We start from the raw sequence: 24653 nt of genomic DNA on the forward strand, positions 1-24653 counted from the left end.
AGAAACCGGCACTCATTGGCCGGTTTCTTTGGCTTCTTGAAGCGAAAGGGTTAACCCGCCGGCACAACCTTATCCAGCGCCTGATTCACCGCCAATTCCCCCAACATGACGACCTGCGCGATGCCGAGTGCAGTCTTGCGGTGCGAGGTGTCGAGTTGTGCGGCGAAGTTGTTGAGCAGGGTGGTGGCCGAGCCGAGGGTTTCGCTGGCGTTGGCCAACAGGGATTCGGTGTCGTATTTCGGGTTGGCGAGGTACATCGGTTCGGGTTCGTGGGTGGAGCCCATGATTCTGGCCGTGGGGGTGAGGTAGTGGTCGAGGGCGCGTTCGGCGGCTTCGTGGAATTTCTTGGAATTGGGTGATTCGTAGGGGGATGCCGGATCGGTTTCCGGCGGATTGGGCGTAACTTTGAACATTGGATTGAGACCTTTTAGTAAGGCCGCAACCGATCTCGCTACTAAACGGATGGGTGGCAGCTGTGCGCAAGTTAGTAGACCGGACCCCAATCCAAATCCGGCGCACCCGAGGGCGCCATGCGCACAGCCACCATCAGGTGCAGGCATTCGCCTGACTGAGTGGTACTCATGCAGCTATTTAGATTGAGGATACCGGGCTACTAAACCCGATCACTGGAAATCAGTGACGCGAACCAAGTTACCGACCGCCCCCCAAGCGCACAAGCCGGCGGATTCTGGCGTAGCGGTAGGCAACGGCGCAAGGATTTGTAGGCTTCAGGACGTAACACCGCACGCCTCTAAACACTTCAGTCGGAACATGTTTATGAAGCGATAACAAATAGCGATTTCCCCGACATTACAGATCCACAACACTCCACCGGTTTTCACCTCCCGCCCAACCGACTAGCATTTCCTCATCAACCACCACCCTCCCCCTGCGCGGCCATCGACGAATACGCGCCATCACTTTCGAGGGATTCCAATCGCGGCCACTTTGCCGCTGACGATAGAACTCAAAAGAGCCATTCACCATGACGCAAAACATTTACGACGATCCCGAATTCTTCCAGGGTTACAGCCAGATGAACCGTTCCATCGGCGGCCTCGACGCGGCGCCGGAGTGGCCAGCGCTCAAGGCGCTGTTGCCCTCCATGCATGGCCTGAACGTGGTGGATCTGGGCTGCGGTTATGGCTGGTTCAGTCGCTGGGCCATTGAGAATGGCGCGGCCAGTGTCTTGGGGCTGGATGTCTCGGAAAAGATGCTGGAGCGGGCACGGGAGACCACCACGACGGCGAATATTCGCTATGAGCGCGGCGACCTGGAACAGCTCGACCTGCCCGCCTGCAGTTTCGATCTGGCTTACAGTTCGCTAGCGCTGCATTACATCAAGGATCTGCCGGGGTTGTTTGCGCACCTGTACGCGGCGCTGAAACCGGGTTCGCATTTTGTGTTTTCCATTGAGCATCCGATCTTTATGGCGCCACGTAATCCGGGTTGGTTGATTGACGCTGAAGGCAACAAGCGTTGGCCGCTGGACAGCTATCAGTTGGAGGGTGAGCGGGTTACGAATTGGCTGGCTGAGGGCGTGATCAAGCAGCATCGTACGGTTGGGACGTTGCTCAATTCGCTGATCGATGCAGGATTCACGATTCGACATGTCAATGAATGGGGGCCGAGCGATGCTGAAGTCGCGGCGCAACCGGCTCTGGCAGAAGAGCGAGAGCGGCCGATGATGATGTTGGTGGCGGTGCAGCGCTGAGCCCTCACCCTAACCCTCTCCCAGAGGGAGAGGGGACTGACCGCAGCGCCAGTACGAGCTACGCCGACGTGCGAAATCGAGGCGAACTCAGGTTTTGGAAGCGACACCAATCGGCTCCCTCTCCCTCGAGAGAGGGCTGGGGTGAGTGGGCCAATTTATTTCAGCGCGTCGCAACGATAAACAAGCGAGGAAATGGCAACAACACCGAGCCATCCGCCAATGCCGGATAAGCCTTCTCAACCTCCGCCAGATATTGCTCCAGGTACTGCGCCTTTTCCGCCTCGCTCAACCGACTCAAAAACGGAATCAACCCGCTGCCCTTGAACCACTCCACCACTCCCGCCGCACCGCCAGACAACTGATGGTGATAGGTCGTACGCCACACATCGACCCGCGCGCAGTGTGGTCGCAGCATCGAGAAATAATCACTGGCGCTGGCCATGTCGGTACGTTGCCCCGCAGCGCCGGAAAGCTTGCTCGCCCACGGACCATTAGCAGCGACTTCACGCATCAAGCGGTGTGAGGATTCATTGAGATTGTCCGGCATCTGGATCGCCAGGCTGCCACCGGCCGACAACTTGCTGGCCAACGCCGGCAACAACGTCGCGTGATCCGGCACCCACTGCAACACGGCATTGGCGAAGATCACATCGAACGGCCCGGCATCAGCCCACTGATCAATCTCGGCCACCTCGAACTGCAAATCCGGCAAGCGCTTGCGAGCCGCGTCGATCATGTCTGCCGAGCTGTCCAGGCCGCTGACCTTCGCCCCGGGAAAACGCTGCACCAGCAACTCCGTCGAGTTGCCGGGACCGCAACCGATATCGACTACAGTTCGCGCTTCAGGCGTAGGAATCGCGGCGAGCAGATCGCGGGCCGGGCGGGTGCGTTCATCTTCGAAAGCGACGTATTGTTTGGCGGACCAACTCATTGCGTTCTCCTGTCGGGACATACCAGCGGTTCGTCACGATACAGGCCGCACAGCAAACAGTTCCAGAGCGACTGAATTGCAAAGGGTGTCGGACCAACCCATCGGCTTATCGCCAATGGGTTGGTTCTAATAAATCAGGTGACCGTCCGTCGAGCCAGACAAAAGCGATTTTGACAGCTAAAAAATCATACCTATAGTCAAGGAGCGGCAATCGGAAGGAACCCGAATCAGTCGATTTCGTGCAAGGAGCACGGCCTGTTCATTTCTCGTGATCAGTGGGTTCCCCCCAGTAGTGTGCTCGCAAAAGCCATACGGCAAGCAAGCGTCGTCGTGCCTGGATTGCAGTCCGACGTTCACTATGAAAAAGGAGCATCACCATGTCTCGAGTGACGGATATTCTGGTTTCCATCGACACCGAAACCATTCTGAAAAAGTATCCAAACATCAGCAAGGATCCGAAGAACCCAACGCTGATTGATTGGAAACATGTGTACATGGTCACCAATCAGGACAACGTCGTCAGTGGTCAGGCCGGTGGCGAACTGGATCTCAAGGCTCAGGTCGGCGATCTGATCCGCTGGCGTGAAACCAGCCTGTCGCAGAGCTTCGAACAGGCGGTAATTTTCTACAAATTCGTCCCCAACGCCGGAGAGAATCTGATCTCGCCGCCCTCGCCGCGCAAGGCCACAGCGTGCGTTGCTGTGCCCAACACGAGCAATCCATCCGTACCAAGCTGCCAGAAAGTCGACAACCACTATTGGTCATCCGAAACCCTCGACTGTGGTCGCGTGACCTATCACTTCCACTTCCTGATCGTCGATCGCAACTGCCAGATCATCGGCTGCTGTTCGTGGGATCCGTTCATCTCCATTCATAACTGATGATGTGTCGAGCCCTTTGGTGACAAGGGGCTCAACCGATCCGCTGCCGCTGCGGCCGGAACAGGAAGTGTTGCCTTGACCGAAGCGGCTGTCGTTTTGTGCCAACATCATGAAAGGAATCCATGATGACCAGCGAACCGATCCCGTCGCCCTCATCCGGCGTTTGCAGCGCACACAACGTGTTGCTGATCGTCGATGCCGAATCAGTACTGAAGCATTACCCAAATCCAAGTCTGGACGCCGCCGCGCCGACGAGCATTACCGATGGTTTTATCTTTTTCGCAACGGGTAACAACCCGAAAGAAATAGTCACAAATGACAGCTCAATAACAATCCCGGTCGAAACTGGCTGCGACCTGCACGTTCGTGGACGCTCCGTCAGCCTGATCGCCGAACACAGTGTGGTTGTGTACCGCATGACCGTGGCTGACAGCGGTGTGCTTTCCGAACCGAACCTGCAAATTCATACCAACCTGACGGTGCCCGCGCCCAACCCGGACGACCCGACCACGCCGGGCAGTCGAAAAGCTGACGACCACTATTGGACCTGCACGCCGAAGAAACCTGGCGATGTGCAATGCGAACTGAGTTTCATGCTGGTCAATCAGCAGTGTGAGGTGGTGGGTTACTTCCACTGGACCGTCGACGTCGAACTCGAGGTTTAGAGTACCAATGCCAAAACCGGTCGTGAGGCCGGTTTTTCAGGGACATCTTGCACATCAGTAGAATTTTCATAACGCCGCCTATGTCTGAATTTCAAGAATTCCCCCAATAAGGAACACGGCTATGAAATTCGCAAAAATCTCCCAGAAGCTCGCTCTATGGGCCGGTAGTCCGAAGACCTTCATGGGCGCGTTGATCCTGATCGGGTTGTGGGGTTTGAGCGGGCCGATCTTCGACTACAACGACACTTGGCAACTGATCATCAACACCTCGACCACCATCATCACCTTCCTGATGGTGTTCCTGATTCAGAACACGCAGAACCGCGACACCGACATTCTTCATTTGAAAATCGATGAATTGCTGTTGGTGACCAAAGAAGCGCAGAACGCGATGCTCGGGCTGGAGGCGCTGGATTTGAAGCAGCTGGAGGCGTTGCGCAGACACTACCGCTCGCTGGGCGAGGGTGAGGTGTTCAATCTTGAGGGATTGGGCGATAAGAGTAAGTCGAAGCAGGATTTAAATGAGTGTTGAGGATTGAAAGCAAAAGATCGCAGCCTTCGGCAGCTCCTACAGGGATTGAGTAGGAGCTGCCGAAGGCTGCGATCTTTTGCTCTTGATTAGCGGCTGGCCTGCAACTGGCGAGCCATCTCCAGATGGCTTTGCAGTTTCGGCAAGGTCTCGTCAGCAAACGCCTTGATCTCCGGCACGTCGGTGGTCTGCGCTTCCTGCTGAATCTGCTCGATGGCCTCTTCAGTGGCTTTGACCTGACTGGCGGCGTAGGCCTGATCAAAGGAGGCGCCGTCGGTCACTTGCGGCATCAATTCCTTGGCCTTGTCGGCCAGCTCTTCACGAGGCGCGACGGGCAGGTCAAGTTTCTTGGCGATTTTCGCCAGGTGCTGGTTGGCCGTCGTGCGGTCGTTGATGACGACGATGGTGTAGTCCTTGACCTCTTTCGATTCGGCCTTGCTGTGGGCCAGACGACTGGCCTCGATGTCGGCCATGCCTTTGGCCGAGGCATCGTTGATGAAATCGGCGGGCGACTGGGCAAAAGCGCTGCTGGCACAGAGGCCCAATAGCGATGCAAAACTCATGGTGCGTATACGGGTGGCCATTCGGCTCATGGTCGCGCCCTCCTTACTTGCAAAATTCAAGCGGGAGCTTACGCCCCCGCCTCTCAATCAAAACTACCTTCACCGACTACTTCGATTTCTGAGCGGGCTTGCGGCCCATGTCTGGTTTTGGCTCTTTGTCGACGGTCGTTGTGGTGGTTTTCCCACCTTTGCGACCTGCTTCAGAGGCCTTGGTTCGATCGTTGGCGAAGTTTCCCGAGTTCGAGTTTCTTGAGTTAGGCATGATTCTCTACCTCTTGGTAATGATCGTGGCGAGCAGGTGCCCGCCTAGATTGAGAATTTTCTGGCCGGCAAAGGTTTAGAAAAATTGCAGTCGCTGCGACGAACGGCGGCCCCGGATCAACTATTCAACGCGTGATGGTTCAAGCGTTTGGCGGCGTACATCGCCTGATCGGCATGGCGGAACAGTTGCTGTTCTTCACTGCCGTGCTCTGGATAGCGGGCCACGCCGATGCTTGGTTCGATGTGCAGGTTGTGGCCATCGAGACGCATCGGTTGCACCAGCACCTGTCGGATTTTTTCCGCCACGCCGTCAGCATCTTCCGAGACCTGGACACTGTGCAGCAACACGACAAATTCATCGCCGCCGATTCTGGCCACGGTATCGGTTTCCCGCACGCAGCCCTTGAGGCGATTGGCTACGGTTTGCAGGAGCATGTCGCCGACGGCGTGACCAAAGGTGTCATTGACCTGTTTGAAGCGGTCCAGATCGACATACAACAAGGCCATGTGCCCGGATTGCTCGCGCGCGCTGGCCAACGCAGCCTTCAAGCGATCGCGCAGCAATTCACGATTGGGCAGCTGCGTCAGTTGGTCGTACTGCGCCATACGTCGCAGGCGGGCGTGCAATTGCTGACGCTCGATGGCCGTGGCGACCTGGGCGCAAACGTATTGCAGCAGTTCCTTGTCTTGCTCGGTGTAGCGCTCGCCGCCGGGCAGGCTTTTGACGATCAAGGCGCCGATGGTGCCGTTTTTCGAGTTCAACGGCACGCCGAGCCAGCAAGGCGCGTTCTGCCCCGCCACCAACTCGGCGAAATCGGCTGGGGAATCCGCACTGTCCGGTGTCAGAAGAATCGGCTGGCCGCTACGGATAACTTCCGTGCACAGCCGCCCGGTGACGGTGCCCGGTTGCTCGGGCTGCAATTCGTGATCGTCGACGTGATAAGGGAAATTCAGTTGTGCGCAGTGCTCGTCGTACAGCGCCACGGAGAAATTCATCGCCGGCAGCCATTCGCCGATGATCAGATGAATACGCTTGAACAGCGCCAGCAGATCTTCCGCCGCATGGGCCGCTTCGGAAATCGCGTACAACGCTGCCTGGCGCGACTCGGCCTGCTTGCGCTCGGTGATGTCGCGCGCCACGGCGATGCGCAGTTGATCGACTTCCGACCAACGCGCCGACCAGAGGATATGCACGACGCTGCCGTCCTTGCGCAGGTAACGGTTTTCGAAGTTGAGCTTGGGTTCGCCGCCCATGATTTCGTTTGCGGCTGCGAGAGTGCGCTGCCGATCCGCCGGGTGCACCAGCTCGATCATTTGCCGGCCGATCAACTCTTCAGGCGAATATCCGAAAACACGCTCACAAGCGGCACTGACAAAAACAAAGCGACCCTGCTTGTCGACCGCGCAGACGGCGTCCAGCAACAAATCGATAAAACTCGCCAACGGCGCGGAATTTCGGCTTTCCATGGTTCAGCGTGGGTGTCCGGACAATGCAGCACTGATCAACCATCCCTGACCTTTTTATTGCGCCTCCCTGCACACATTTTCAAGCCTTGTTCGGCATCAGCCCCGGCAGTGCATGCACCAGCGCGTTGATGGCAAAACCGATAAACATCACGCCGCACAAGCGGGTGATAAGCAACTCATGACGCTGATACAGCGTGCGAACCCGTTGCGCGCCAACCACGCCAATCAGAATAGCGTAGGCCAGCAGGCCGCCGAGGAAACTCAGGGCAATCAACGCCGGCAGCATCGACCAGTTGAGCAGTTCGGCGCGGCTCGACAACAGCGCGGTGAAGGTCGCGACCGCCACCGGATAGGCCTTGGGATTGGTCAAGCCGAACAGAATGCCGTGCCAGAACGGATTGCGCGCCGCGCCCTGCGGCTCGTCACCGTTGCGACGCTGGGCGCGCACCGCGCGCCAGCCGAGCCAGAACAAGTACAAACCGCTGAGCACACCGAGCACATCAAACGCGGTGCTGCCGATTTCCCGGGCGCCGACAATCGCGATCAGCGCCGTGCTGCACCAGACCACATCACCGAGCAGGTGCCCGCAAAGAAACCCCGCCCCGGCCCGCCGCCCGTGGGCTGCACCGATGCCGAACACCGCCAGCACCCCCGGCCCGGGCGTGATGCCGTAAATGAAACCCGAGGCCAGCACGGCCATTAGCAACGATGGAGTCATGGAAAACCTGCAAGCGCCAGAACACGTGGCCGCCAGTCTATAACAGACAAATGTGTCTGATCATGACTCGTCGTAAAAACGCATGCCGGCGTACGGTTTTTGCCGACACGCCCCCAGTCGCGAAGCGAGATCGCCGACGTGAATTTCCAGCTTGTGGCCGTCGGGATCGAGAAAGTAGAACGACGCACCTTCGCTGCGGTTATCGCGCCATTCCTGCACATTCGCCGCTTTTAGCCTTGCTACGAACGTTGAGAAATCGGCTGCATTGAGGCTGAAAGCGTAATGGGTGTAATCGGCGCACGGTTCGCTTGAACGCAGCGGATCAAGCGACAGACACAACCACAGCCCCGGCAGCGACAGGTAAGCGCCGGCGTCCCACGTGGCTTCGACGCGCAGTTGCAACACATCGCGATAGAACGCCAGACTGCGCTGCAAATCGCCGACGGCGAGGGTCAAGTGGTTGAGGCCGGTGAGCATGCGGTCAGTAACCTCTGAGGTCTTCGGGGACGATGTATTGCTGGCCGTCGTAGGTCAGGACGACGCGAGTTTTCTTCATATCGATCGTTTTCGAGATGCACTCCTTGCCCGACAGGAAGGATTTGTAAACTGAACCACTCGAGCTGACGATCAGATCGGCAAAACCATGGTGGCTCGTCGCGCCGAGATCAACTGTCCTGCGGATTTGCGTGTCTTCGGTGGCACACTCATCCGTCCCTTCGCCGAACTCCTTGCGAATCACCAAGCCTTCCAGCACCGGGCGCAACTTGTTGCCTTCGCGCACATATAACGCCAAATCGGTTTTTGCGTAAGGATTGGCTCTGGAGCCGTGACTGGCGAATTTCGAACGCAATCCGAATGCACGGACATCTGCTGCCAATCGGTAGCGGGCCGTATCGATTGTCAGATCGTCGAAACTGATGGCATCGGAATTGTAGGCGCCCGGCTTTGCATAAGTAGCGAGGCTCTTGCCGCTTGTCGAACTGACGAGCGCCAGTTCCAGATCGAACACCCCCATTTCATCGTCGCCGGAATCGGAGAGAAATGAAGATTTCGCCGCAATCGACTGGTCGTTGTACGCCGGCCACGCTTTGCAGCGCGAAAGGGAATGGCCGTCGAACTTCTTCACTTCGCAGGCGGCCTGGGCTTGAGCGGCCATAGTTAAAAGGCCCATCGCGATGAAAGAGCCCAGCAATGTAGTACGCGAGAACATTATTCTTCCTTGAGTAAAAGACATCGGTCTTAGAGGCCTTTGAAATCTTCAGGCATTACGTAGTTTTTGCCGTCATAGCGAAGTGTCGTCAAGACAGGTTTTTGCGTGACGGTATTGGATACACACGCCTCGCCCTCGCCCTCGCCAACGGTCGAGCTACGGATCGTTTTGATCATCAGATCGGCAAAGCCATGGCTGCTGGTCTTGGCCAGAGCCACGGTTCGTGTAGTCTCGTAGCGCTCTCCCGCACAATTGCCATCCCACTCCCCGCCATATTCATAAACCACCAGTCGATTCATGACAGGACGCAATGCGTTGCCGTCTTTCACATAGAGCGACAACCAGGTTTCATCCACAGGATTCACGCGCGAAGAGCCTTTGAACCGTACTCGCACGCCAAAGGCCTGCAATTGCGGCGCGAGCTTATAGCGGGCGGTATCGAATTTCAGTTCGTCCAGCGCGATGGCATCAACAGAGAATGCGGAGGGCTGATAAAAGCTCGCTAACGGCTGCGAGTCTGCGCTCGCCACCAAGGCCAAACGCAAGTCGTAAAGCCCCACAGTCCCTGATGCGCCATGCACCGGATCGGGTGAGAAATTGGCGACGGCGGTAAGCGTCATTCCGGGATACGCCGGCCAGTCCTTACAGACGGAAAAATCCATCTCATGCGCCGTTGGCGCCGGTGTGCAATCGGCCAATGCCTGACCCGCCAGCAACCACCCGCACAATACCGCACACCCGATCCAGCCAGACTTCATTGTCACTTCCTTCTCCTTGTACTTTTTCAGCCGCGCACTATCCCCTCCTCAATCGTCCGATTCAACCAGTTCAACGCCTGATCCCCGCCCCGCCGCTTATGCCACGCCAGCACAAACGTGAATGGCGCAATCTCGAACGGCGGCGGCACCACGATCAGTTCGCGCTGATCAATCTCGCGCACGCTGCGTGAAGACACCGTAAGAATCAGATCCGTGCCACTGATGAACTGCGGCGCGACGTTCCAGTGCGGCAGGCTGATCGCGACGCGGCGACGCTCACGCAGAGAGGTCAATGCGCGCTCGATTTCCGGCGTGCCGCTGCCGCGCATTTCCAGCAGTACATGTGGACGTGATAGGTAGGTCGGCAAATCCAGAACACCGTTGCCCGGCAACGTCTGGCGATCCAGCAGGCAGACGTAGCGCTCTTCAAACAGTACCGAGCTGCGCAGTTCGTGGGGCATTTCCGGGAAGACGCCGGCGGCGACATCGATATCGCCATTGAGCACGCCTTCCAGCATGCCTTCGCGACTGGCATGGCTGATTTGCAGGTCGATGCCCGGCGCTTCCCGGCGCAGGGTGCGGATCAGCGTAGGCAGAATGATCGCTGCGCCGTAGTCCGACATCGCCACGCGAAACGTCCTGCGCGCACTCGCCGGATCGAAGGTGTTCGGCGCCAGCAGCGATTGCACCTGAGCCAACGCTTCGGCCAGCGGCGCGACCAGTTCCAGCGCTCGCGCGGTGGGCACCAGCGTCGAGCCGGCCCGCACCAGCAGCGGATCGCCGAGCAGATCGCGCAACCGTGCCAGTGCATGGCTGACCGCCGGTTGACTGAGGTGCAAACGCTCGGCGGCGCGGGTGACGTGCTGCTCGCTGAGCAAGGCGTCGAGGATCACCAACAGGTTGAGGTCGATACGGCGCAGATCATTCATCTGATGCATGTACTGGATGACGAAACGGAATTTAAATCTGCTCGACGAATACCCTAGAGTCCAGCAAAACCTCTTGGAGTGATGAACATGAGTACGTTGCAGTGGGCCGGTTTGCTGGTGCTGGCCGCGTTTGCCGGGGCGGTGGTGCCGTTTCAGAGTGCGATCAACAGCAATCTTGCGCGTGGGCTGGGACATCCGTTGTGGGCGACATTGGCGTCGTTGCTGGTCAGCGTGATCGTGTTGCTGCCGGTGATTCTGGCGTTGCGCTTGCCGTTGCCGTCGTTGGCGTTTATCAGCAAGGCGCCATTGTGGATGTGGGCCGGTGGTGCGTTTGGTGTGTGTTTTGTGGCGTTGGCGGTAGCGTTGTTGCCCAAGCTTGGCGCTTCAGGGTTTGTCGCGCTGGCGTTGGCAGGGCAAGTCATTGCGTCGATGGTGCTGGATCACTTCGGGTGGTTCGGGCTGGTTGAGAAACAACTGACGGTATCGCGGGTATCGGGCGCGCTGTTGTTGATTGCCGGAGTGGTGTTGATTCAGTTTGGCGGGGTGTTTGAGAAGAATACAGTGGCTGCTGGATGATCGTTTGAATCGATGTTTTTCAGTGTCTGGAAGTCAGTCTTCGCGAGCAGGCTCGCCCCCACAGGGGATCGAATTTCAATGTGGGAGCGGGTTTGTTTGCGAACGCGTCACAGCAGGCCACCGATCTCGGAGGATTGCCGTTCTGCCAATCAACCGACGGGGGGATTTCACAGATCACTGACCGATGCGGTAAGCAAGCGAATCAGTTGCACCCTGCCATTTCTGTTCCCCAAGACCAGCACCGATGAATTCTGCATACAGGCACTCTTCGCAGGCCACTCGATCTGCGCCGCACCCTCGACGTTGAATGCCGGATCCACGGCGCCATTTGCCAAAAAGCCTCCCGTCAGTAAACCTCGTGTGCCCCCCGAGGTTTGTCCAACCGTGACGATTCGATGGCCGGCGCTGTCATCCAGGGCGAACCCTTCCATCCAGCTCCTGAGATCGAGGGTCCCTGTCGCAGGGGTGATAACCGGATATTTGCCATTGAATGCTTCATCCTTTTCGCCGGTGTGGGTGATGCCGCTGATAAACGCGTGCTGGAATTTGTCCCCTGCCGACGCTTCGACCGCCGAACCGAGCAAGAGCAAGCGCTCTGACGTTTGCACAATGACCTGCTCGACCGAGCTTTCGAGCGGCTTGTCATCCTGTTCAAGGTTCAACAGCAATGTCCCCTTGTTGCCAAACGCCTCTGCGACGTTTCCGCTGCTGTCGAACGCCATGACCAATCCCTGATTGGTTATTTCCGTTTTGCCATGCACCAGAATAAGCCCATCGTCGAGTTGGATGATCCCTCGCAATGAAATTGCCACCTCCTTAAGCGTCAGGACAATCCAGCCGTTGGCAGCGAACGATGAGTCGTCGGAGCCATCCAGTAGGAAGCGCGTCAGCAAGCCACTGCCCTTTTGCGAGGTCACGAAAAGCAGCCTGTCCGGCTCCGCCGCCAGGGGCGTGGACTTCGCCAGAATCAGACCGCCACCCGTGGCGCCTGTCAGCAGAGGAATACGCGTGGGCACAATCCGATAACCGCTTTTATGGTCATCGTCATCGTCATCGTCGCCGAACCCGGTATCAGGCGAGCCGTCGGGCATGAATCGAGCGATGACCTGTTGGTATTCGATGGCTGTGTCTTTGCTCTCGCCAATCACGCCGCACAGGTAGATCCGGCCGGTTGCATCCACGATCAACTGTCCGGCTTGCGAGAGCAGACCATTGCCAAATCGGCCGCGAAGATAGCCGCCATTACCAAAGTCCGGATCTGGATTGCCATTGGCATCCAGACGCGCCAGGCCGTAGTACGAAAGGTCTGATACCTCAACGGTTGCGCTGACCATGATCTGCCCTGACGGCGTTATCGCCACCCCATGACCAATGGTCTTGCTCGCTCCGGGAAAATTCAGCGTGCGCAGGCCAAAGCGATCATCCAGCTCTCCTGCTGATTGTGCTTTTGCTGTTTTGGGGGCTTTCGATACTGTGGGTGCTGTGGCTTTCGGCATGTTCGCGTGCTCCTTGAGAGATCGACGTCGACCCCCGTTGTCAGAGCATTCGATCCGAAGTAGCCACGCCGGACAACTGACAGAAATGACAGTTTTTTAGAAGAAAATGAAATTGCGTATCAAGCAAAAAAAGCTAAAAAACTGGTAGTTCTTACAGGTTCTAAACGGGACACGCCGTGCCAGTGTTTCGTTTCAAATCAGCCTGAAACGAGAAACACAATGAGCACTCCCGACAAGCCCAACACGCAACCTGTCCCGCCCCCAACCATCACGTACCCCGAAAAGGACAAGAACACGGGGGTAGCAACACTGTTTCTCGGCAGCGGTATACCGGGTGCTCTGGTGCAGGTTTGGGACATTGAAGAGACGCATTCGCTGGGTGGAGGACAGGTCAGCAAAAATGGACGATGGGCGTTCAGCTTCAGCGGAGCCCAGTCCTCGGGGGAGCATGGGATTAAAGCCCGCCAGGAGGTGGAAGGCGTCGAGTCAGGTTGGAGTGAGGAGCGCAAATACAAGGTGCACTTGCGGCCCCCCATCAACATTCCGGTCGTTATGGAACCGGAGGAAGAAGCCGAGGTAGATGCCGTTCCGGACTTTTATGGCGATGTCACGCAGCCCACTGGCATCGTTAGCATTATCGATTTGGACAACGACCTGGAGATTGCCAGAGCCGACGTCGACAGCGAAAAGCAATGGCATACTCAACCTACCCTCCCCCTGAAGGAAGGCAGGTATCGAATATCCGCCATTCACAATATCAATGGAAAATTGTCAGATTGGGGCCGTGTTCGAACGTTTACGGTGACCTCTGAGGGCAAGGGCTGACCCCGTCGTAACCGCTCAAAACGCGTTACGAAAAATCTCCTCGATCTGGCGCTGATCCGCCGCCCGAGGATTGGTCAGACCGCAGGCGTCTTTCAGCGCATTGCTGGCGAGCAGCGGAATGTCACTGAGTCTGGCGCCCAATTCGCGCAGGCCATCGGGAATCTCGACATCTTTGGCCAGGCAGCGGATCGCATTGATCGCCGCCTGCGCCCCCTCTTCGGCGCTGAAACCGCGAATATCGGCGCCCATGGCGTGGGCAACATCGGTCAGCCGATCGGCACACACCAGCGCGTTGAACGTCTGCACATGAGGCAGCAGCACCGCGTTGCACACGCCATGGGCCAAGTCGTAGAACCCGCCCAATTGATGCGCCATCGCATGCACGTAGCCGAGCGAGGCATTGTTGAAGGCCATGCCGGCGAGGAACTGCGCGTAAGCCATATTTTCCCGCGCGGCGAGGTCGCTGCCGTCACGCACAGCCAGGCGCAAATTGTTGCTGATCAGGGTCATGGCTTTCAGCGCACAGGCGTCGGTGATCGGATTGGCGGCAGTCGAGACATACGCCTCGATGGCGTGGGTCAGCGCATCCATGCCGGTGGCGGCCGTCAGACCTTTGGGCATGGCGACCATCAGCTCGGGGTCATTGACCGACAGCAGCGGTGTGACGTTGCGGTCGACGATGGCCATTTTCACGTGCCGTGATTCGTCGGTGATGATGCAGAACCGGGTCATCTCGCTGGCGGTGCCGGCGGTGGTGTTGATCGCGATCAGCGGCAGTTGCGGCTTGCTCGATTGATCGACGCCTTCGTAATCACGGATCTGCCCGCCATTGGTCGCGCACAGGGCAATGCCTTTGGCGCAGTCGTGCGGCGAACCGCCGCCCAGCGAGACGACGAAATCGCAGCGACTTTCCTTTAGCAGCCCCAGACCCGACTCGACATTGGCAATGCTCGGGTTCGGTTTGGCGCCGTCGAAAATCACCGAATCGATGTCCTGCATCGCCAGTTTCTCGGCGACCATCGTGGCCACGCCAGCCTTGGCCAGCCCCACGTCAGTGACGATCAACGCTTTGCGAAAACCGTAGTTGCGAATGGCGACCATAGCTTCATCGAGGCAGCCGTTGCCCATGATGTTTACCGCCGGAATGAAAAAAGTGCTGGTCATGCGCGCATCTCCTGACAGGGGCCGAATCGACTGCTCCGGTTCGGCGGATAGACACAGCATCGACCGATCGGTCACGAGCGATGTTGATCTGGCTCAATGCCCGCTCGTGATAAAGTCGCCGTCCATCAGCCCCTTTGTTTTGAGACCGCCTACGCAATGACCGATTTTCTCGATGTCGACGCCAGCCTCGAAGACTGGAACACCCTGCGCGCCGCGACCGACTTCAACGGTCTGTTGGTAGGCAATGGCGCCAGCCGTGCGGTGTGGGACGACTTCGGCTACGACTCGCTGTTTGAAAACGCCCGCACCGTCGAAGAAAAACCGCTGAGCCCGTCGGAACTGGCGGTGTTCGACGCGATGCAGACGCGCAGTTTCGAGCAGGTACTCGGCGCACTGAAAACCACCAGCCGGGTCAACAAGGCGTTGGCTGTCAGCTCGGCGGCGCCGCGCAATCGTTACTACGCGATCAAGGAAGCGCTGATCAACACCGTGCACGCCGTGCACATTCCGTGGCGACTGGTGAAGCCTTCGACGCTGGCGACGTTGAACGAAGAACTGGCGCGCTATCGCACCGTGTTCACCACCAACTACGACTTGCTCAATTACTGGGCGCTGCAACATCAAAGCGACGCCATCGACGATCTGTTCAACGGCGCCAATGCGAGTTTTGATCTGAGCGAAACTGCCACCGAAAAACCGCGCCTGTTGTACCTGCACGGCGGTCTGCATCTGGTGCGCAATCAGGACGGCACGGCGCGCAAACTGACTTCAACCGAAGGCACGTTGCTCGGTAGTTTTGCGATCAACAACACGATCAAGACACTGGATGACGTGCCGCTGTTCGTCACCGAAGGACCGAGTGCGGACAAGCTCAAGACTATTCGCAGTTCGGATTACCTGTCGTTCTGTTATGAGCAGTTGCTCGGGCATGGCGGCAGTCTGTGCATCTTTGGCCATGCCTTGGGCGAGCAGGATGCGCACATCGTTCGGGCGCTGCGCTTGGCGAAACCTGCAACGGTGGCGATCTCGATTTATCCGCGCAGTGCGGCGTTCGTTCAGCATCAGAAGCGGCATTACGCGCAGGTGTTCGAAGGCACGGGCGTTGAGTTGCGGTTTTTTGATGCCAAGAGCCATGCGCTCGGCAGCCCTAAGTTGTCGGTGCCGGTCGAGGTTTGATGTAAACCGGTCTGACGCCTTCGCGAGCAGGCTCGCTCCCACATTTGGAATGCATTCAACCTGTGGGAGCGAGCCTGCTCGCGAAGCTTTTGGGGCGCACCTCATTCTTCGCTGCTGTGTACCACCACCAGCAACTGCGCCTGCACCTCGCCAACCGAGCGGATCCGGTGTGGTTTCTGCGCATTGAAGTGCAGCGCGTCACCGCGCTCCAGCAGCACCTTCTCGTTCATGAAATCCACTTCAACCTGCCCTTCGTGGACGAACAGAAACTCCTCGCCCAAATGCTCCTTGAAGGTTTTGTCAGTGAACTCGCTCGGCGGGTAGATGATGAACGGCAGCAGGTTGCGCTCGCTGACCTGATGCGCGAGCACGGCATATCCCGGACTCTGGTCATTGGCCGCCAATGACTGGCGCTCATGGCTGCGCACCAGGCTGTAGCTGTCGAGGCTGACGTTGTCTTCGGAGAACAATTCCTCGACTTTCACGTTCAACGCCTTCGCCAGTTTCAACGCGGCAGCAATCGACGGGGTGTTCAGCCCGCGCTCGACTTTCGACAGATAACTCTTGGTCATGCCGGACTTTTCGGCCAGTGCCTCAAGGGTTACCCCAAGTTTTTTTCTTAACAATTTCAAACGGATAGACATGCGCGGCAGTTATTCCAGCAAGGAAGCGACGATTTGTGCTTGCCAATGACACTTTGTGTCATATAGCCTCTTTCGTGTCATTTGCAATCACCCAAAGGACACAGACATGGCCAAGACATTAGCACTACCCAAAGACCAACTGGTCAAGCAAGCACTGACCCAGATGCAAAAAAGCCTGGCGGATAATACGTGGACAGACCGGCAAAAGCTGGCCCTGACTTGTCGGATTCTCTTCGAGAACGGCCACGACTCCGGCCTCGCCGGCCAAATCACCGCCCGTGGCCCGCAGCCCGGCACCTATTACACTCAGCAATTGGGCCTGGGTTTCGACGAAATCACCGCGAGCAATCTGTTGCTGGTCAACGAGGATCTGGAAGTCCTCGAAGGTCACGGCATGGCCAACCCTGCCAACCGTTTCCACAGCTGGGTGTACCGCGCACGCCCGGATGTGAATTGCATCATCCACACCCACCCGACGCACGTCGCGGCGTTGTCGATGCTGGAAGTACCGCTGCAGATTTCCCACATGGACCTGTGCCCGCTGTACGACGACTGCGCATTTCTCGAAGGCTGGCCGGGTGTGCCGGTGGGCAACGAAGAAGGCGAGCTGATTGCCGGTGCGCTGGGCGACAAACGCGCGATCCTGCTTTCGCACCACGGTCAGCTGTCGACCGGTACGACGATTGAAGAAGCCTGCGTCATCGCTCAATTGATCGAACGCGCGGCCAAACTGCAACTGCTGGCGATGGCCGCCGGCACGATCAAACCGATCATCCCAGAGCTGGGCCGTGAGGCGCACGACTGGATCGCCAAGCCGAAGCGCCACGCCGCTGCGTTCAACTACTACGCCCGGCAGAACCTGCGCCAACACGCCGATTGCCTGAACTGAAACCTGTTACGGAGAGATTCCCATGTCCACTATTCACGGCATCATCGGCTACACCATCACCCCGTTCGGCGCCAATGGCGAAGGGCTGGATTTGCCAGCGCTCGGACAATCTATCGATCGCCTGATCGACAGCGGCGTCCACGCCATCGCCCCACTGGGCAGCACCGGCGAAGGCGCTTACCTGAGCGACGCGGAGTGGGATCAGGTCGCCGAGTTCAGCATCAAGCATGTGGCCAAACGCGTGCCGACCATTGTCAGCGTGTCCGACCTGACCACCGCCAAAGCCGTACGCCGCGCGCGTTTCGCTGAAGCCCATGGCGCCGATGTGGTGATGGTGCTGCCAGCTTCGTACTGGAAACTCAGCGAAGCGGAAATCCTCGCCCACTACCACGCCATCGGCGAGCGCATCGGCGTGCCGATCATGCTCTACAACAACCCGGCCACCAGCGGCACCGATATGTCCGTTGATTTGATTCTGCGCATCTTCAATGCCGTGGACAACGTGACCATGGTCAAAGAGAGCACCGGCGATATTCAGCGCATGCACAAGCTGCAATTGCTCGGTGAAGGTCAGGTGCCGTTCTACAACGGCTGCAATCCGCTGGCGCTGGAGGCGTTTGCGGCCGGGGCGAAAGGCTGGTGCACGGCGGCGCCGAACCTGATCGCGAAGTTGAATCTGGATCTTTATGACGCGGCCATGGCCGGCGATCTGGATCGCGCGCGGGATTTGTTTTACCGCCAGTTGCCGCTGCTGGATTTCATCCTCAAGGGTGGGTTGCCGGCGACGATCAAGGCCGGATTGCGTCAGACCGGGCTGGAGGTGGGTGATCCGCGCTTGCCGGTATTCCCGTTGAGTGAGGCGGGCCAGACGCAGCTGCAAGCAATCCTGAAAACCCTGCGCTGATCTCACTGGCACCACAAAAACCAATGTAGGAGTGAGCCTGCTCGCGATAGCGGTGGGTCAGTTGAGCATGTGTCGACTGACCCACCGCTATCGCGAGCAGGCTCACTCCTACAGGGGGATGTGCTGAGGTCAAAGGACGGGCAAAGTCTTGTCCTTGATCACTTTGCTCGGCCCGTTCACCTTGACGCTGGCAATGCCTTTATCGCACGCCGCATCCGATGAATACGCTTCGCTGCTGCCGATGACCTGATGATTGGCCGCTTTCAGGTTGAAGTACGGGTGGCCGTCCTTCGTCGATTTCTTCTCGTAGCGCTCATCCAGCGGGCTGTTGGTTTGCACCGCCGTGATGCCGCCGTCGGCCGCTGCGCGAGTGGTGTACAGCTCGCTGGTCAGAATCGTTTCGGCATTCGCCGCTTTCAACACGAACCTGAACTGGCCGTTGCTGCTTTTACTGAGTTCGTACCATCCGGACATGTTCGTTGCTCCTTGGCGATTGAGAGATTTCGCGCAAATGAGTAAAGACCAGCCCCAGCCTTCTGTCGCCTGTACCGGCCCAATCGCTGGCAAGCCAGCTCCCACAGGGGTCTGTTGTGTGCCCTATAACTGTGCCGCATCACAATACCTGTGGGAGCTGGCTTGCCAGCGATGGGGTCAACCCGGTCTGGCCTATTTCACCACCGCCCGCACCACCGACAACTCCGGCGCACTCACCCGCCGCTGACTCAGATAGCGCATACAACTCACCCGCAGGAACGAGGCAAAATTCACCACCTCACCGCGATAATCCATCACCTCTTCATACAGCTTGGCGATCAGTTGGTTGGTGGTCATGCCGTCGACCTCGGCGATTTCGCTGAGGATGTCCCAGAACTGATTCTCCAGACGCAGCGTCGTCACCACGCCGCAGATGCGCAGCGAACGCGAGCGTGACTCATAAAGAATCGGGTCAGCCTTGACGTAGAGCTCGCACATCAGCGGATCCTCGTTACAGGGTGATTTTAGTGCCGAGCAAGCCGAGGAAACCGGCCAGCCAGTTCGGATGCGCCGGCCATGCCGGCGCCGTGGCCAGATTGCCTTGAACGTGGCCGTCCGTCACCGGAATATCGATGTACGTCCCGCCCGCCAGTCGCACTTCCGGCGCGCAGGCTGGATAGGCGCTGCATTCGCGACCTTCCAGAATGCCCGCTGCTGCCAGCAGTTGCGCGCCGTGGCAAACGGCAGCAATCGGTTTACCGGCCTTGTCGAAGGCACGCACCAGGTCGAGGACTTTTTCGTTCAGGCGCAGGTATTCCGGGGCACGACCGCCGGGGATCAACAGCGCGTCGTAATCGGCTTCGCTGACCTTGGCGAAGTCGAAGTTGAGGGCGAACAGGTGACCGGGCTTTTCGCTGTAGGTCTGATCGCCTTCGAAATCATGGATCGCGGTGCGCACGGTTTTGCCGGCAGCCTTGTCCGGGCATACGGCGTGAACGGTATGACCAACCATTTGCAGGGCCTGGAATGGCACCATCACTTCGTAGTCTTCGACGTAATCGCCGACCAGCATCAGGATCTTTTTCGCGGCCATGGGGAGGTCTCCTCTGGGGGAATGCTTGGGAGTATTCAAGGTAGACCTATTCGACAGTGACGGGTAACAACGGGCTACTACCGAGTTGACGCCATCGCGAGCAGGCTCACTCCTACAGGGGTACGCATTTCAACTGTAGGAGTGAGCCTGCTCGCGATGGCGTCAGCAAACTGTACGGATAAGTCTGTGCCTAGCTGTAACAGCTCGCAACGCCCGGTTTATGGCTTGATGAAGGTCATTCCCAACCACCTTCAATTTCGGTCCCCATCATGTCCTCGCGCGAAAACACCGGCATGGCCCTCGGCCTGCTCGGCGTGGTGATTTTCAGCCTTACCCTGCCCTTCACCCGCATCGTGGTGCAGGAACTGCACCCGCTGCTCAACGGTTTGGGCCGGGCACTGTTCGCGGCGATTCCAGCAGCGTTGCTGTTGTTGTGGCGTCGCGAGAAGTGGCCAACCTGGCAGCAAATCAAAGGCCTGAGCATGGTGATCGCCGGGGTGATTCTGGGTTTTCCAGTGTTGTCGGCGTGGGCCATGCAAACCTTGCCCGCGTCCCACGGTGCACTGGTCAACGGCTTGCAACCATTGTGCGTGGCGCTGTATGCCGCATGGCTGTCCCACGAACGTCCATCGAAAGCCTTCTGGGCCTGTGCGGCGTTGGGCAGTGCATTGGTGCTCGGTTATGCGTTGTACACCGGGGCCGGCAGTATTCAGGCCGGTGATCTGTTGATGCTCGGCGCGATTGCGGTGGGTGGGCTGGGTTACGCCGAAGGCGGACGGTTGGCCAAGGAGATGGGTGGCTGGCAGGTGATCTGCTGGGCGCTGGTGCTGTCGACGCCGCTGTTGATCGGGCCGGTGCTGTATCTGGCGCTTCAGCATCAGGGCGCGGTATCGGCCAAGACCTGGTGGGCGTTTGGGTATGTGGCGCTGTTTTCGCAGTTTCTTGGGTTCTTTGCGTGGTACGCCGGGCTGGCCATGGGTGGGATTGCCCGGGTCAGTCAGATCCAGTTGTTGCAGATCTTCTTCACCATTGCATTCTCAGCGCTGTTCTTTGGTGAACATGTCGAGCCGATTACCTGGCTGTTTGCCTGTGGCGTGATTGCAACGGTCATGCTCGGTCGTAAAACCGCGGTGCGCCCGGCGCAACCTGCCACAGCTTGAACACATAACCTTGTAGGGACCGAGTCAGGCGAGATAGCCATCCGCGCGCAGCAAGGTTTCCAGGCAGTGTTCGCTGATGTTGTAGAACGCTTTCAACTCTTCGATCTTCACCAACAACTGCGCTGGGTCGACCGGCTCGGCGCGTTTCACCGCCAGAATCATTTTGTTCTTGTTGGTGTGTTCCAGCGAGATGAACTCGAACACCTTGGTCTCGTAACCACAGGCTTCAAGGAACAACGCACGCAGGCTGTCGGTGACCATTTCCGCCTGCTGGCCCAGGTGCAAACCATATTGCAACATCGGTTTGAGCAGCGCCGGGCTCTGGATCTGCAGGCGAATCTGTTTGTGGCAGCACGGCGAGCACATGATGATCGACGCGCCTGAGCGGATGCCGGTGTGGATCGCGTAGTCGGTGGCGATATCGCAGGCATGCAGGGCGATCATCACATCCAGCTCGCTCGGCGCCACGCTGCGCACGTCACCGCACTTGAACACCAGCCCCGGATGATCGAGTTTCGCGGCGGCAGCGTTGCACAGGTTGACCATCTCTTCGCGCAACTCGACGCCGGTGACTTCGCCTTCCGCCTTAAGCGTGTTGCGCAGGTAATCGTGAATCGCGAACGTCAAATAGCCCTTGCCCGAACCGAAATCCGCCACGCGTACCGGTTGGTCCAGCGCCAGCGGTGACGAGGTCAGGGCATGGCTGAATACTTCGATGAACTTGTTGATCTGCTTCCACTTGCGCGACATCGCCGGAATCAGCTCATGTTGCGCGTTGGTCACGCCCAAGTCTTTGAGGAACGGTCGGCTCAACTCAAGAAAACGGTTTTTCTCACGGTTGTGCTCGGCGGACGGCGCCTCGCGCAATTGCTGAGGTTTGCTCTTGAACAGCGAAGGCTTGCCCTTTTTGCTGTATTCCAGCTGAGCTTCGTCAGTTACCGCGAGTAAATGCGCATTCTTGAACGAGGCCGGCAACAGCGCGGCAATCGCCGCCACGCCGTCGACCAGGGTCAGGTTTTTGGTGATGTCGCGGGTTTTGTAGCGATAGACGAACGACAGATTCGGCTGCGCTTTGACCGTCACCGGTTTGATGATGACTCGCTGCAAATCCACTTCTTCGCCGACGTACTTGGCCAGCACCAGTTTGATGAAGCCGTTCTGGTCGAGGCTGGTTTGCAGCAGCTCGATGAACTGGGCGTGGTGATCGGGCGCGGGCTTGGTGGCAGGTGCAGTAACGGACATGGAAAAGCGGCCTCGGACGGGCGAAATCGGGAATGGCGGGTATTTTAGGGGGGATGGGGGTTGGGGACACGCTCTTATTTACCCAACGGTTGTCAGAAGCACCCTCACCCTAGCCCTCTCCCGGAGGGAGAGGGGACTGACCGAGGTATTTTCACGAGTTACGCCGACCTGAAATACCGAGCCGAACTCAGGTCAGAACGAGTTGCTTTGAATCCATGATCGACTCGTTCTTTCAGGTCGATGTCGAGCACCAGACACCTCGGTCGGCCCCCTCTCCCTCTGGGAGAGGGCTGGGGTGAGGGTTTGGATCTAAAACAGGAAGAAAGTATTCAGCCCAACACCACCAACCGATTCGGCAACTCATTCCTCACCTGCGTCACCGGCACATGAACCTTCAGCAATTCCCCACACGCCTCGATACACGTCACAAACCCCTCCAGCGTGCGCCCGTGCCTGACCTGCTCGGTAAACGCCGCGACAATCGCATCCCAGGATTTATTATCGAGCCGTTTGGAAATCCCCTCATCCACCAGAATCTCCACATACCGCTCCGCCTCACACACAAAAATCAGCATTCCCGTGCTGCCCACAGTGTGGTGCAGGTTCTGCTCGAGAAACTGCCGCCGCGCCAGGTTCGACGCGCGCCAGTGCCGTACGCGGCGGGGAATCAGATGGGTGGTGATTTTCGGCAAACGAAACAGCAGGCACAGCACGATAAACGCGCCCCATTGCACCAGCAGCAGACTGCGCAGGGTCAGCCAGCCGGTCAGGTAGTGCACGACGCCCGGCACCACCAGCGCCAACAGGCTCGCCCACAGCAGCGGGATGTACGCGTAGTCATCAGCGCGCGCCGCGAGCACCGTTACCAGTTCGGCGTCGGTGTCGCGCTCGACCCGGGCAATCGCCTCGGCGACTTTGCGTTGTTCGTGTTCGGTCAGTAATGCCATGTTGAAAAGTGCCTGCTCATTATTCTTCTGATTTCACCAGCCGCCGGACGAACCACCGCCGCCGAAACTGCCCCCGCCGCCGCTGAAGCCCCCGCCTCCACCGCCGCCGCCAAAACCGCCACCACCGCCGAAGCCGCCCCCTCCTCCGGAGCCACCCCGGCCGGCAGGCAGGATACCGAGCATCTGGCAGACAAACACCGTCAGGATGAACAACATCACCAAAAACACGAACAATCCCGGGTGCCGCGAGATGAAATCATCGGACGGATCACCACTGGACTCATAAACCGTCGATGGCTCATCCAGCGGATTACCACCGAGCACCACCAGCATCGCCGCGACGCCGTCGCTGATGCCTTTGCTGAAGTTGCCGCTTTTGAATGCAGGAGTGATGACTTGATGAATGATCACTGAAGTCTGCGCGTCGGTCAGCCGGTCTTCGAGGCCATAACCGACTTCGATGCGCAGTTTGCGCTCGTCACGGGCAACGATCAGCAGCGCGCCGTTGTTCTTGTCCTTTTGACCAATCGCCCAATGACGCCCGAGCTGAACGCCGAAGTCCTCAATGGTCGTGCCTTGCAGATCCGGCAGCGTGACCACGACTAACTGCTCGCCGGTCGCCTGCTCGTGGGCCTGCAACTGCTGGCTCAGTTGCGCGCGCACCGACGGCTCGAGCATCTGCGCTTCGTCCACTACCCGCCCGCTCAGCGCCGGGAACGTCAACTCGGCGTGGGCGCTGAAGGCTAATACCCACAGCACCAACACCAGGCCCATTTTCAACACGCGCATGGACAACCTCGAATCAGAATTTCACTTCCGGGGCCTTTTCCGCGCCGGGCGTGGTGGCTTCGAAGGTTTCGCGGATCGGCAGATCGCTGTACATCACGCTGTGCCAGAGGCGACCGGGAAAGGTGCGGATCTCGGTGTTGTATTTCTGCACCGCCAGAATGAAATCGCGGCGTGCCACGGCAATGCGGTTTTCCGTGCCTTCCAGTTGCGATTGCAGGGCGAGGAAGTTCTGGTTGGCTTTCAGGTCCGGATAACGCTCGGAGACCACCATCAAACGGCTCAATGCGCCGCTCAGTTGATCCTGCGCCTGCTGGAACTGCTTGAGCTTCTCGGGATTGTCGAGAGTGCTGGCGTCGACCTGAATCGACGTGGCTTTCGCCCGCGCCTCAATCACTGCCGTGAGAGTTTCCTCTTCATGCTTGGCGTAACCCTTGACCGTCTCCACCAGATTGGGGATCAGGTCGGCACGGCGCTGGTACTGGTTCTGCACCTGGCCCCATGCGGCTTTGGCCTGTTCGTCGAGGGTCGGGATATTGTTGATGCCGCACGCGGTCAACAGCGTGGCCAGCACCAGCAGTGTGGCGACCTGCAAACGTGAGCGATTGGTTGGGCTTACATTCATCGCGGTGATGCTCCTTGGCACATATC

General features: G+C 58.4%; 30 protein-coding genes. 10 read left to right on the forward strand and 20 right to left on the reverse strand.

All coding sequences use genetic code 11. The annotated features are described in order from the left end of the window. Positions 1–50: 50 nt before the first annotated feature. Positions 51–413, reverse strand: coding sequence for a DUF6124 family protein (locus CKW38_RS21460; protein WP_038358298.1), 363 nt, complete (start codon positions 411–413; stop codon positions 51–53). A 572-nt stretch (positions 414–985) separates the two neighbouring features. Between CKW38_RS21460 and CKW38_RS21465 the strand changes: the two genes are divergently transcribed. Further along, entirely contained in the window at positions 986–1714 is a 729-nt protein-coding gene (locus tag CKW38_RS21465; protein WP_095113805.1) for a bifunctional 2-polyprenyl-6-hydroxyphenol methylase/3-demethylubiquinol 3-O-methyltransferase UbiG, read from the forward strand. A 160-nt stretch (positions 1715–1874) separates the two neighbouring features. Here CKW38_RS21465 and tam read toward each other — a convergent pair whose 3' ends face one another. Then, on the reverse strand, positions 1875–2645 hold the full coding sequence (tam, locus tag CKW38_RS21470) for a trans-aconitate 2-methyltransferase (protein ID WP_095113806.1): 771 nt from the start codon (positions 2643–2645) through the stop codon (positions 1875–1877). A 377-nt stretch (positions 2646–3022) separates the two neighbouring features. Here tam and CKW38_RS21475 point away from each other — a divergent pair, with 377 nt between their 5' ends. The 3 genes from CKW38_RS21475 to CKW38_RS21485 all read left to right on the forward strand — a co-directional run bounded on the left by CKW38_RS21475 (position 3023) and on the right by CKW38_RS21485 (position 4723). Further along, positions 3023–3526 carry an inclusion body family protein gene (locus CKW38_RS21475; RefSeq protein WP_007911481.1) on the forward strand — a complete coding sequence of 168 codons (504 nt, stop codon included), beginning with the start codon at positions 3023–3025 and terminating at the stop codon, positions 3524–3526. A gap of 125 nt (positions 3527–3651) precedes the next feature. Beyond that, entirely contained in the window at positions 3652–4191 is a 540-nt protein-coding gene (locus CKW38_RS21480; protein WP_095113807.1) for an AidA/PixA family protein, read from the forward strand. A gap of 121 nt (positions 4192–4312) precedes the next feature. Beyond that, a complete protein-coding gene (locus tag CKW38_RS21485; protein WP_095113808.1) occupies positions 4313–4723 on the forward strand; it encodes a low affinity iron permease family protein in 411 nt (136 codons plus the stop codon). An 86-nt stretch (positions 4724–4809) separates the two neighbouring features. Here CKW38_RS21485 and CKW38_RS21490 read toward each other — a convergent pair whose 3' ends face one another. The 8 genes from CKW38_RS21490 to CKW38_RS21525 form a co-directional block, all read right to left on the reverse strand. Continuing rightward, complete coding sequence (locus CKW38_RS21490; RefSeq protein ID WP_007911484.1) at positions 4810–5313, reverse strand: DUF4142 domain-containing protein; 504 nt, start codon at positions 5311–5313, stop codon at positions 4810–4812. 76 nt (positions 5314–5389) lie between these two features. Continuing rightward, entirely contained in the window at positions 5390–5545 is a 156-nt protein-coding gene (locus CKW38_RS21495) for a KGG domain-containing protein (protein WP_007911485.1), read from the reverse strand. A gap of 116 nt (positions 5546–5661) precedes the next feature. After that, entirely contained in the window at positions 5662–7011 is a 1350-nt protein-coding gene (locus CKW38_RS21500; protein WP_095113809.1) for a bifunctional diguanylate cyclase/phosphodiesterase, read from the reverse strand. A gap of 79 nt (positions 7012–7090) precedes the next feature. Further along, positions 7091–7729, reverse strand: a complete 639-nt coding sequence (locus tag CKW38_RS21505; RefSeq protein WP_095113810.1) for a LysE family translocator — start codon at positions 7727–7729, stop codon at positions 7091–7093. Between the two features lie 60 nt (positions 7730–7789). Continuing rightward, positions 7790–8206 carry a fosfomycin resistance glutathione transferase gene (gene fos / locus CKW38_RS21510; protein WP_095113811.1) on the reverse strand — a complete coding sequence of 139 codons (417 nt, stop codon included), beginning with the start codon at positions 8204–8206 and terminating at the stop codon, positions 7790–7792. A gap of 4 nt (positions 8207–8210) precedes the next feature. Further along, positions 8211–8939, reverse strand: a complete 729-nt coding sequence (locus CKW38_RS21515) for a hypothetical protein (RefSeq protein WP_095113812.1) — start codon at positions 8937–8939, stop codon at positions 8211–8213. A gap of 29 nt (positions 8940–8968) precedes the next feature. Next, complete coding sequence (locus CKW38_RS21520; RefSeq protein WP_095113813.1) at positions 8969–9697, reverse strand: hypothetical protein; 729 nt, start codon at positions 9695–9697, stop codon at positions 8969–8971. Between the two features lie 26 nt (positions 9698–9723). Next, entirely contained in the window at positions 9724–10635 is a 912-nt protein-coding gene (locus CKW38_RS21525; protein ID WP_176472357.1) for a LysR substrate-binding domain-containing protein, read from the reverse strand. Positions 10636–10713: 78 nt separating this feature from the next. Here CKW38_RS21525 and CKW38_RS21530 point away from each other — a divergent pair, with 78 nt between their 5' ends. Continuing rightward, the gene (locus CKW38_RS21530) at positions 10714–11202 is read left to right on the forward strand and encodes a DMT family transporter (RefSeq protein WP_095113814.1); all 489 of its coding nucleotides are present in this window, start codon (positions 10714–10716) and stop codon (positions 11200–11202) included. 167 nt (positions 11203–11369) lie between these two features. On the opposite strand, the gene CKW38_RS21535 is transcribed toward CKW38_RS21530, so the two are convergent. Continuing rightward, on the reverse strand, positions 11370–12698 hold the full coding sequence (locus CKW38_RS21535) for a hypothetical protein (protein WP_095113815.1): 1329 nt from the start codon (positions 12696–12698) through the stop codon (positions 11370–11372). A 219-nt stretch (positions 12699–12917) separates the two neighbouring features. Between CKW38_RS21535 and CKW38_RS21540 the strand changes: the two genes are divergently transcribed. Beyond that, positions 12918–13523, forward strand: coding sequence for a hypothetical protein (locus CKW38_RS21540; protein WP_007911502.1), 606 nt, complete (start codon positions 12918–12920; stop codon positions 13521–13523). Between the two features lie 15 nt (positions 13524–13538). Here CKW38_RS21540 and yiaY read toward each other — a convergent pair whose 3' ends face one another. Further along, entirely contained in the window at positions 13539–14687 is a 1149-nt protein-coding gene (gene yiaY / locus CKW38_RS21545) for an L-threonine dehydrogenase (protein ID WP_095113816.1), read from the reverse strand. 156 nt (positions 14688–14843) lie between these two features. Here yiaY and CKW38_RS21550 point away from each other — a divergent pair, with 156 nt between their 5' ends. Continuing rightward, entirely contained in the window at positions 14844–15863 is a 1020-nt protein-coding gene (locus CKW38_RS21550) for a DUF4917 family protein (protein ID WP_095113817.1), read from the forward strand. A gap of 101 nt (positions 15864–15964) precedes the next feature. Here the strand turns inward: CKW38_RS21550 and CKW38_RS21555 are convergent, their stop codons facing one another. Beyond that, positions 15965–16507 (reverse strand): helix-turn-helix domain-containing protein, encoded by a 543-nt coding sequence (locus tag CKW38_RS21555; protein ID WP_007911509.1) that lies wholly within the window; start codon positions 16505–16507, stop codon positions 15965–15967. Between the two features lie 106 nt (positions 16508–16613). Between CKW38_RS21555 and CKW38_RS21560 the strand changes: the two genes are divergently transcribed. Both CKW38_RS21560 and CKW38_RS21565 read left to right on the forward strand, forming a co-directional pair. Continuing rightward, positions 16614–17396, forward strand: coding sequence for an aldolase (locus CKW38_RS21560; protein ID WP_007911518.1), 783 nt, complete (start codon positions 16614–16616; stop codon positions 17394–17396). Between the two features lie 22 nt (positions 17397–17418). Beyond that, on the forward strand, positions 17419–18300 hold the full coding sequence (locus tag CKW38_RS21565) for a dihydrodipicolinate synthase family protein (protein ID WP_095113818.1): 882 nt from the start codon (positions 17419–17421) through the stop codon (positions 18298–18300). Between the two features lie 129 nt (positions 18301–18429). Here CKW38_RS21565 and CKW38_RS21570 read toward each other — a convergent pair whose 3' ends face one another. From CKW38_RS21570 to CKW38_RS21580, 3 genes are all read right to left on the reverse strand, one after another. Beyond that, complete coding sequence (locus CKW38_RS21570; RefSeq protein ID WP_095113819.1) at positions 18430–18774, reverse strand: YegP family protein; 345 nt, start codon at positions 18772–18774, stop codon at positions 18430–18432. 192 nt (positions 18775–18966) lie between these two features. After that, entirely contained in the window at positions 18967–19272 is a 306-nt protein-coding gene (locus tag CKW38_RS21575; RefSeq protein WP_007916314.1) for a ribbon-helix-helix domain-containing protein, read from the reverse strand. 13 nt (positions 19273–19285) lie between these two features. Further along, positions 19286–19867, reverse strand: coding sequence for a DJ-1/PfpI family protein (locus CKW38_RS21580; protein ID WP_007916312.1), 582 nt, complete (start codon positions 19865–19867; stop codon positions 19286–19288). Positions 19868–20136: 269 nt separating this feature from the next. On the opposite strand from CKW38_RS21580, the gene CKW38_RS21585 reads away from it, so the two are divergent. Then, on the forward strand, positions 20137–21027 hold the full coding sequence (locus tag CKW38_RS21585; protein ID WP_095113820.1) for a DMT family transporter: 891 nt from the start codon (positions 20137–20139) through the stop codon (positions 21025–21027). Positions 21028–21051: 24 nt separating this feature from the next. Here the strand turns inward: CKW38_RS21585 and CKW38_RS21590 are convergent, their stop codons facing one another. From CKW38_RS21590 to CKW38_RS21605, 4 genes are all read right to left on the reverse strand, one after another. Next, complete coding sequence (locus tag CKW38_RS21590; RefSeq protein WP_095113821.1) at positions 21052–22269, reverse strand: SAM-dependent methyltransferase; 1218 nt, start codon at positions 22267–22269, stop codon at positions 21052–21054. 329 nt (positions 22270–22598) lie between these two features. Next, the gene (locus CKW38_RS21595; RefSeq protein ID WP_095113822.1) at positions 22599–23216 is read right to left on the reverse strand and encodes a TPM domain-containing protein; all 618 of its coding nucleotides are present in this window, start codon (positions 23214–23216) and stop codon (positions 22599–22601) included. A 33-nt stretch (positions 23217–23249) separates the two neighbouring features. Beyond that, entirely contained in the window at positions 23250–24005 is a 756-nt protein-coding gene (locus CKW38_RS21600; protein WP_095113823.1) for a YgcG family protein, read from the reverse strand. 13 nt (positions 24006–24018) lie between these two features. Beyond that, a complete protein-coding gene (locus tag CKW38_RS21605; protein ID WP_007916301.1) occupies positions 24019–24627 on the reverse strand; it encodes a LemA family protein in 609 nt (202 codons plus the stop codon). Positions 24628–24653 lie beyond the last annotated feature (26 nt).

Source organism: Pseudomonas sp. Irchel 3H7 (genome assembly GCF_900187605.1).
Lineage (GTDB): Bacteria > Pseudomonadota > Gammaproteobacteria > Pseudomonadales > Pseudomonadaceae > Aquipseudomonas.

Bases quoted from the DNA above. Each gene is read 5' to 3' on its own strand.
- CKW38_RS21460 (WP_038358298.1), bottom strand. From the start codon at position 413: ATGTTCAAAGTTACGCCCAATCCGCCGGAAACCGATCCGGCATCCCCC.
- CKW38_RS21465 (WP_095113805.1), top strand. From the start codon at position 986: ATGACGCAAAACATTTACGACGATCCCGAATTCTTCCAGGGTTACAGC.
- tam (WP_095113806.1), bottom strand. From the start codon at position 2,645: ATGAGTTGGTCCGCCAAACAATACGTCGCTTTCGAAGATGAACGCACC.
- CKW38_RS21475 (WP_007911481.1), top strand. From the start codon at position 3,023: ATGTCTCGAGTGACGGATATTCTGGTTTCCATCGACACCGAAACCATT.
- CKW38_RS21480 (WP_095113807.1), top strand. From the start codon at position 3,652: ATGACCAGCGAACCGATCCCGTCGCCCTCATCCGGCGTTTGCAGCGCA.
- CKW38_RS21485 (WP_095113808.1), top strand. From the start codon at position 4,313: ATGAAATTCGCAAAAATCTCCCAGAAGCTCGCTCTATGGGCCGGTAGT.
- CKW38_RS21490 (WP_007911484.1), bottom strand. From the start codon at position 5,313: ATGAGCCGAATGGCCACCCGTATACGCACCATGAGTTTTGCATCGCTA.
- CKW38_RS21495 (WP_007911485.1), bottom strand. From the start codon at position 5,545: ATGCCTAACTCAAGAAACTCGAACTCGGGAAACTTCGCCAACGATCGA.
- CKW38_RS21500 (WP_095113809.1), bottom strand. From the start codon at position 7,011: ATGGAAAGCCGAAATTCCGCGCCGTTGGCGAGTTTTATCGATTTGTTG.
- CKW38_RS21505 (WP_095113810.1), bottom strand. From the start codon at position 7,729: ATGACTCCATCGTTGCTAATGGCCGTGCTGGCCTCGGGTTTCATTTAC.
- fos (WP_095113811.1), bottom strand. From the start codon at position 8,206: ATGCTCACCGGCCTCAACCACTTGACCCTCGCCGTCGGCGATTTGCAG.
- CKW38_RS21515 (WP_095113812.1), bottom strand. From the start codon at position 8,939: ATGTTCTCGCGTACTACATTGCTGGGCTCTTTCATCGCGATGGGCCTT.
- CKW38_RS21520 (WP_095113813.1), bottom strand. From the start codon at position 9,697: ATGAAGTCTGGCTGGATCGGGTGTGCGGTATTGTGCGGGTGGTTGCTG.
- CKW38_RS21525 (WP_176472357.1), bottom strand. From the start codon at position 10,635: ATGCATCAGATGAATGATCTGCGCCGTATCGACCTCAACCTGTTGGTG.
- CKW38_RS21530 (WP_095113814.1), top strand. From the start codon at position 10,714: ATGAGTACGTTGCAGTGGGCCGGTTTGCTGGTGCTGGCCGCGTTTGCC.
- CKW38_RS21535 (WP_095113815.1), bottom strand. From the start codon at position 12,698: ATGCCGAAAGCCACAGCACCCACAGTATCGAAAGCCCCCAAAACAGCA.
- CKW38_RS21540 (WP_007911502.1), top strand. From the start codon at position 12,918: ATGAGCACTCCCGACAAGCCCAACACGCAACCTGTCCCGCCCCCAACC.
- yiaY (WP_095113816.1), bottom strand. From the start codon at position 14,687: ATGACCAGCACTTTTTTCATTCCGGCGGTAAACATCATGGGCAACGGC.
- CKW38_RS21550 (WP_095113817.1), top strand. From the start codon at position 14,844: ATGACCGATTTTCTCGATGTCGACGCCAGCCTCGAAGACTGGAACACC.
- CKW38_RS21555 (WP_007911509.1), bottom strand. From the start codon at position 16,507: ATGTCTATCCGTTTGAAATTGTTAAGAAAAAAACTTGGGGTAACCCTT.
- CKW38_RS21560 (WP_007911518.1), top strand. From the start codon at position 16,614: ATGGCCAAGACATTAGCACTACCCAAAGACCAACTGGTCAAGCAAGCA.
- CKW38_RS21565 (WP_095113818.1), top strand. From the start codon at position 17,419: ATGTCCACTATTCACGGCATCATCGGCTACACCATCACCCCGTTCGGC.
- CKW38_RS21570 (WP_095113819.1), bottom strand. From the start codon at position 18,774: ATGTCCGGATGGTACGAACTCAGTAAAAGCAGCAACGGCCAGTTCAGG.
- CKW38_RS21575 (WP_007916314.1), bottom strand. From the start codon at position 19,272: ATGTGCGAGCTCTACGTCAAGGCTGACCCGATTCTTTATGAGTCACGC.
- CKW38_RS21580 (WP_007916312.1), bottom strand. From the start codon at position 19,867: ATGGCCGCGAAAAAGATCCTGATGCTGGTCGGCGATTACGTCGAAGAC.
- CKW38_RS21585 (WP_095113820.1), top strand. From the start codon at position 20,137: ATGTCCTCGCGCGAAAACACCGGCATGGCCCTCGGCCTGCTCGGCGTG.
- CKW38_RS21590 (WP_095113821.1), bottom strand. From the start codon at position 22,269: ATGTCCGTTACTGCACCTGCCACCAAGCCCGCGCCCGATCACCACGCC.
- CKW38_RS21595 (WP_095113822.1), bottom strand. From the start codon at position 23,216: ATGGCATTACTGACCGAACACGAACAACGCAAAGTCGCCGAGGCGATT.
- CKW38_RS21600 (WP_095113823.1), bottom strand. From the start codon at position 24,005: ATGCGCGTGTTGAAAATGGGCCTGGTGTTGGTGCTGTGGGTATTAGCC.
- CKW38_RS21605 (WP_007916301.1), bottom strand. From the start codon at position 24,627: ATGAATGTAAGCCCAACCAATCGCTCACGTTTGCAGGTCGCCACACTG.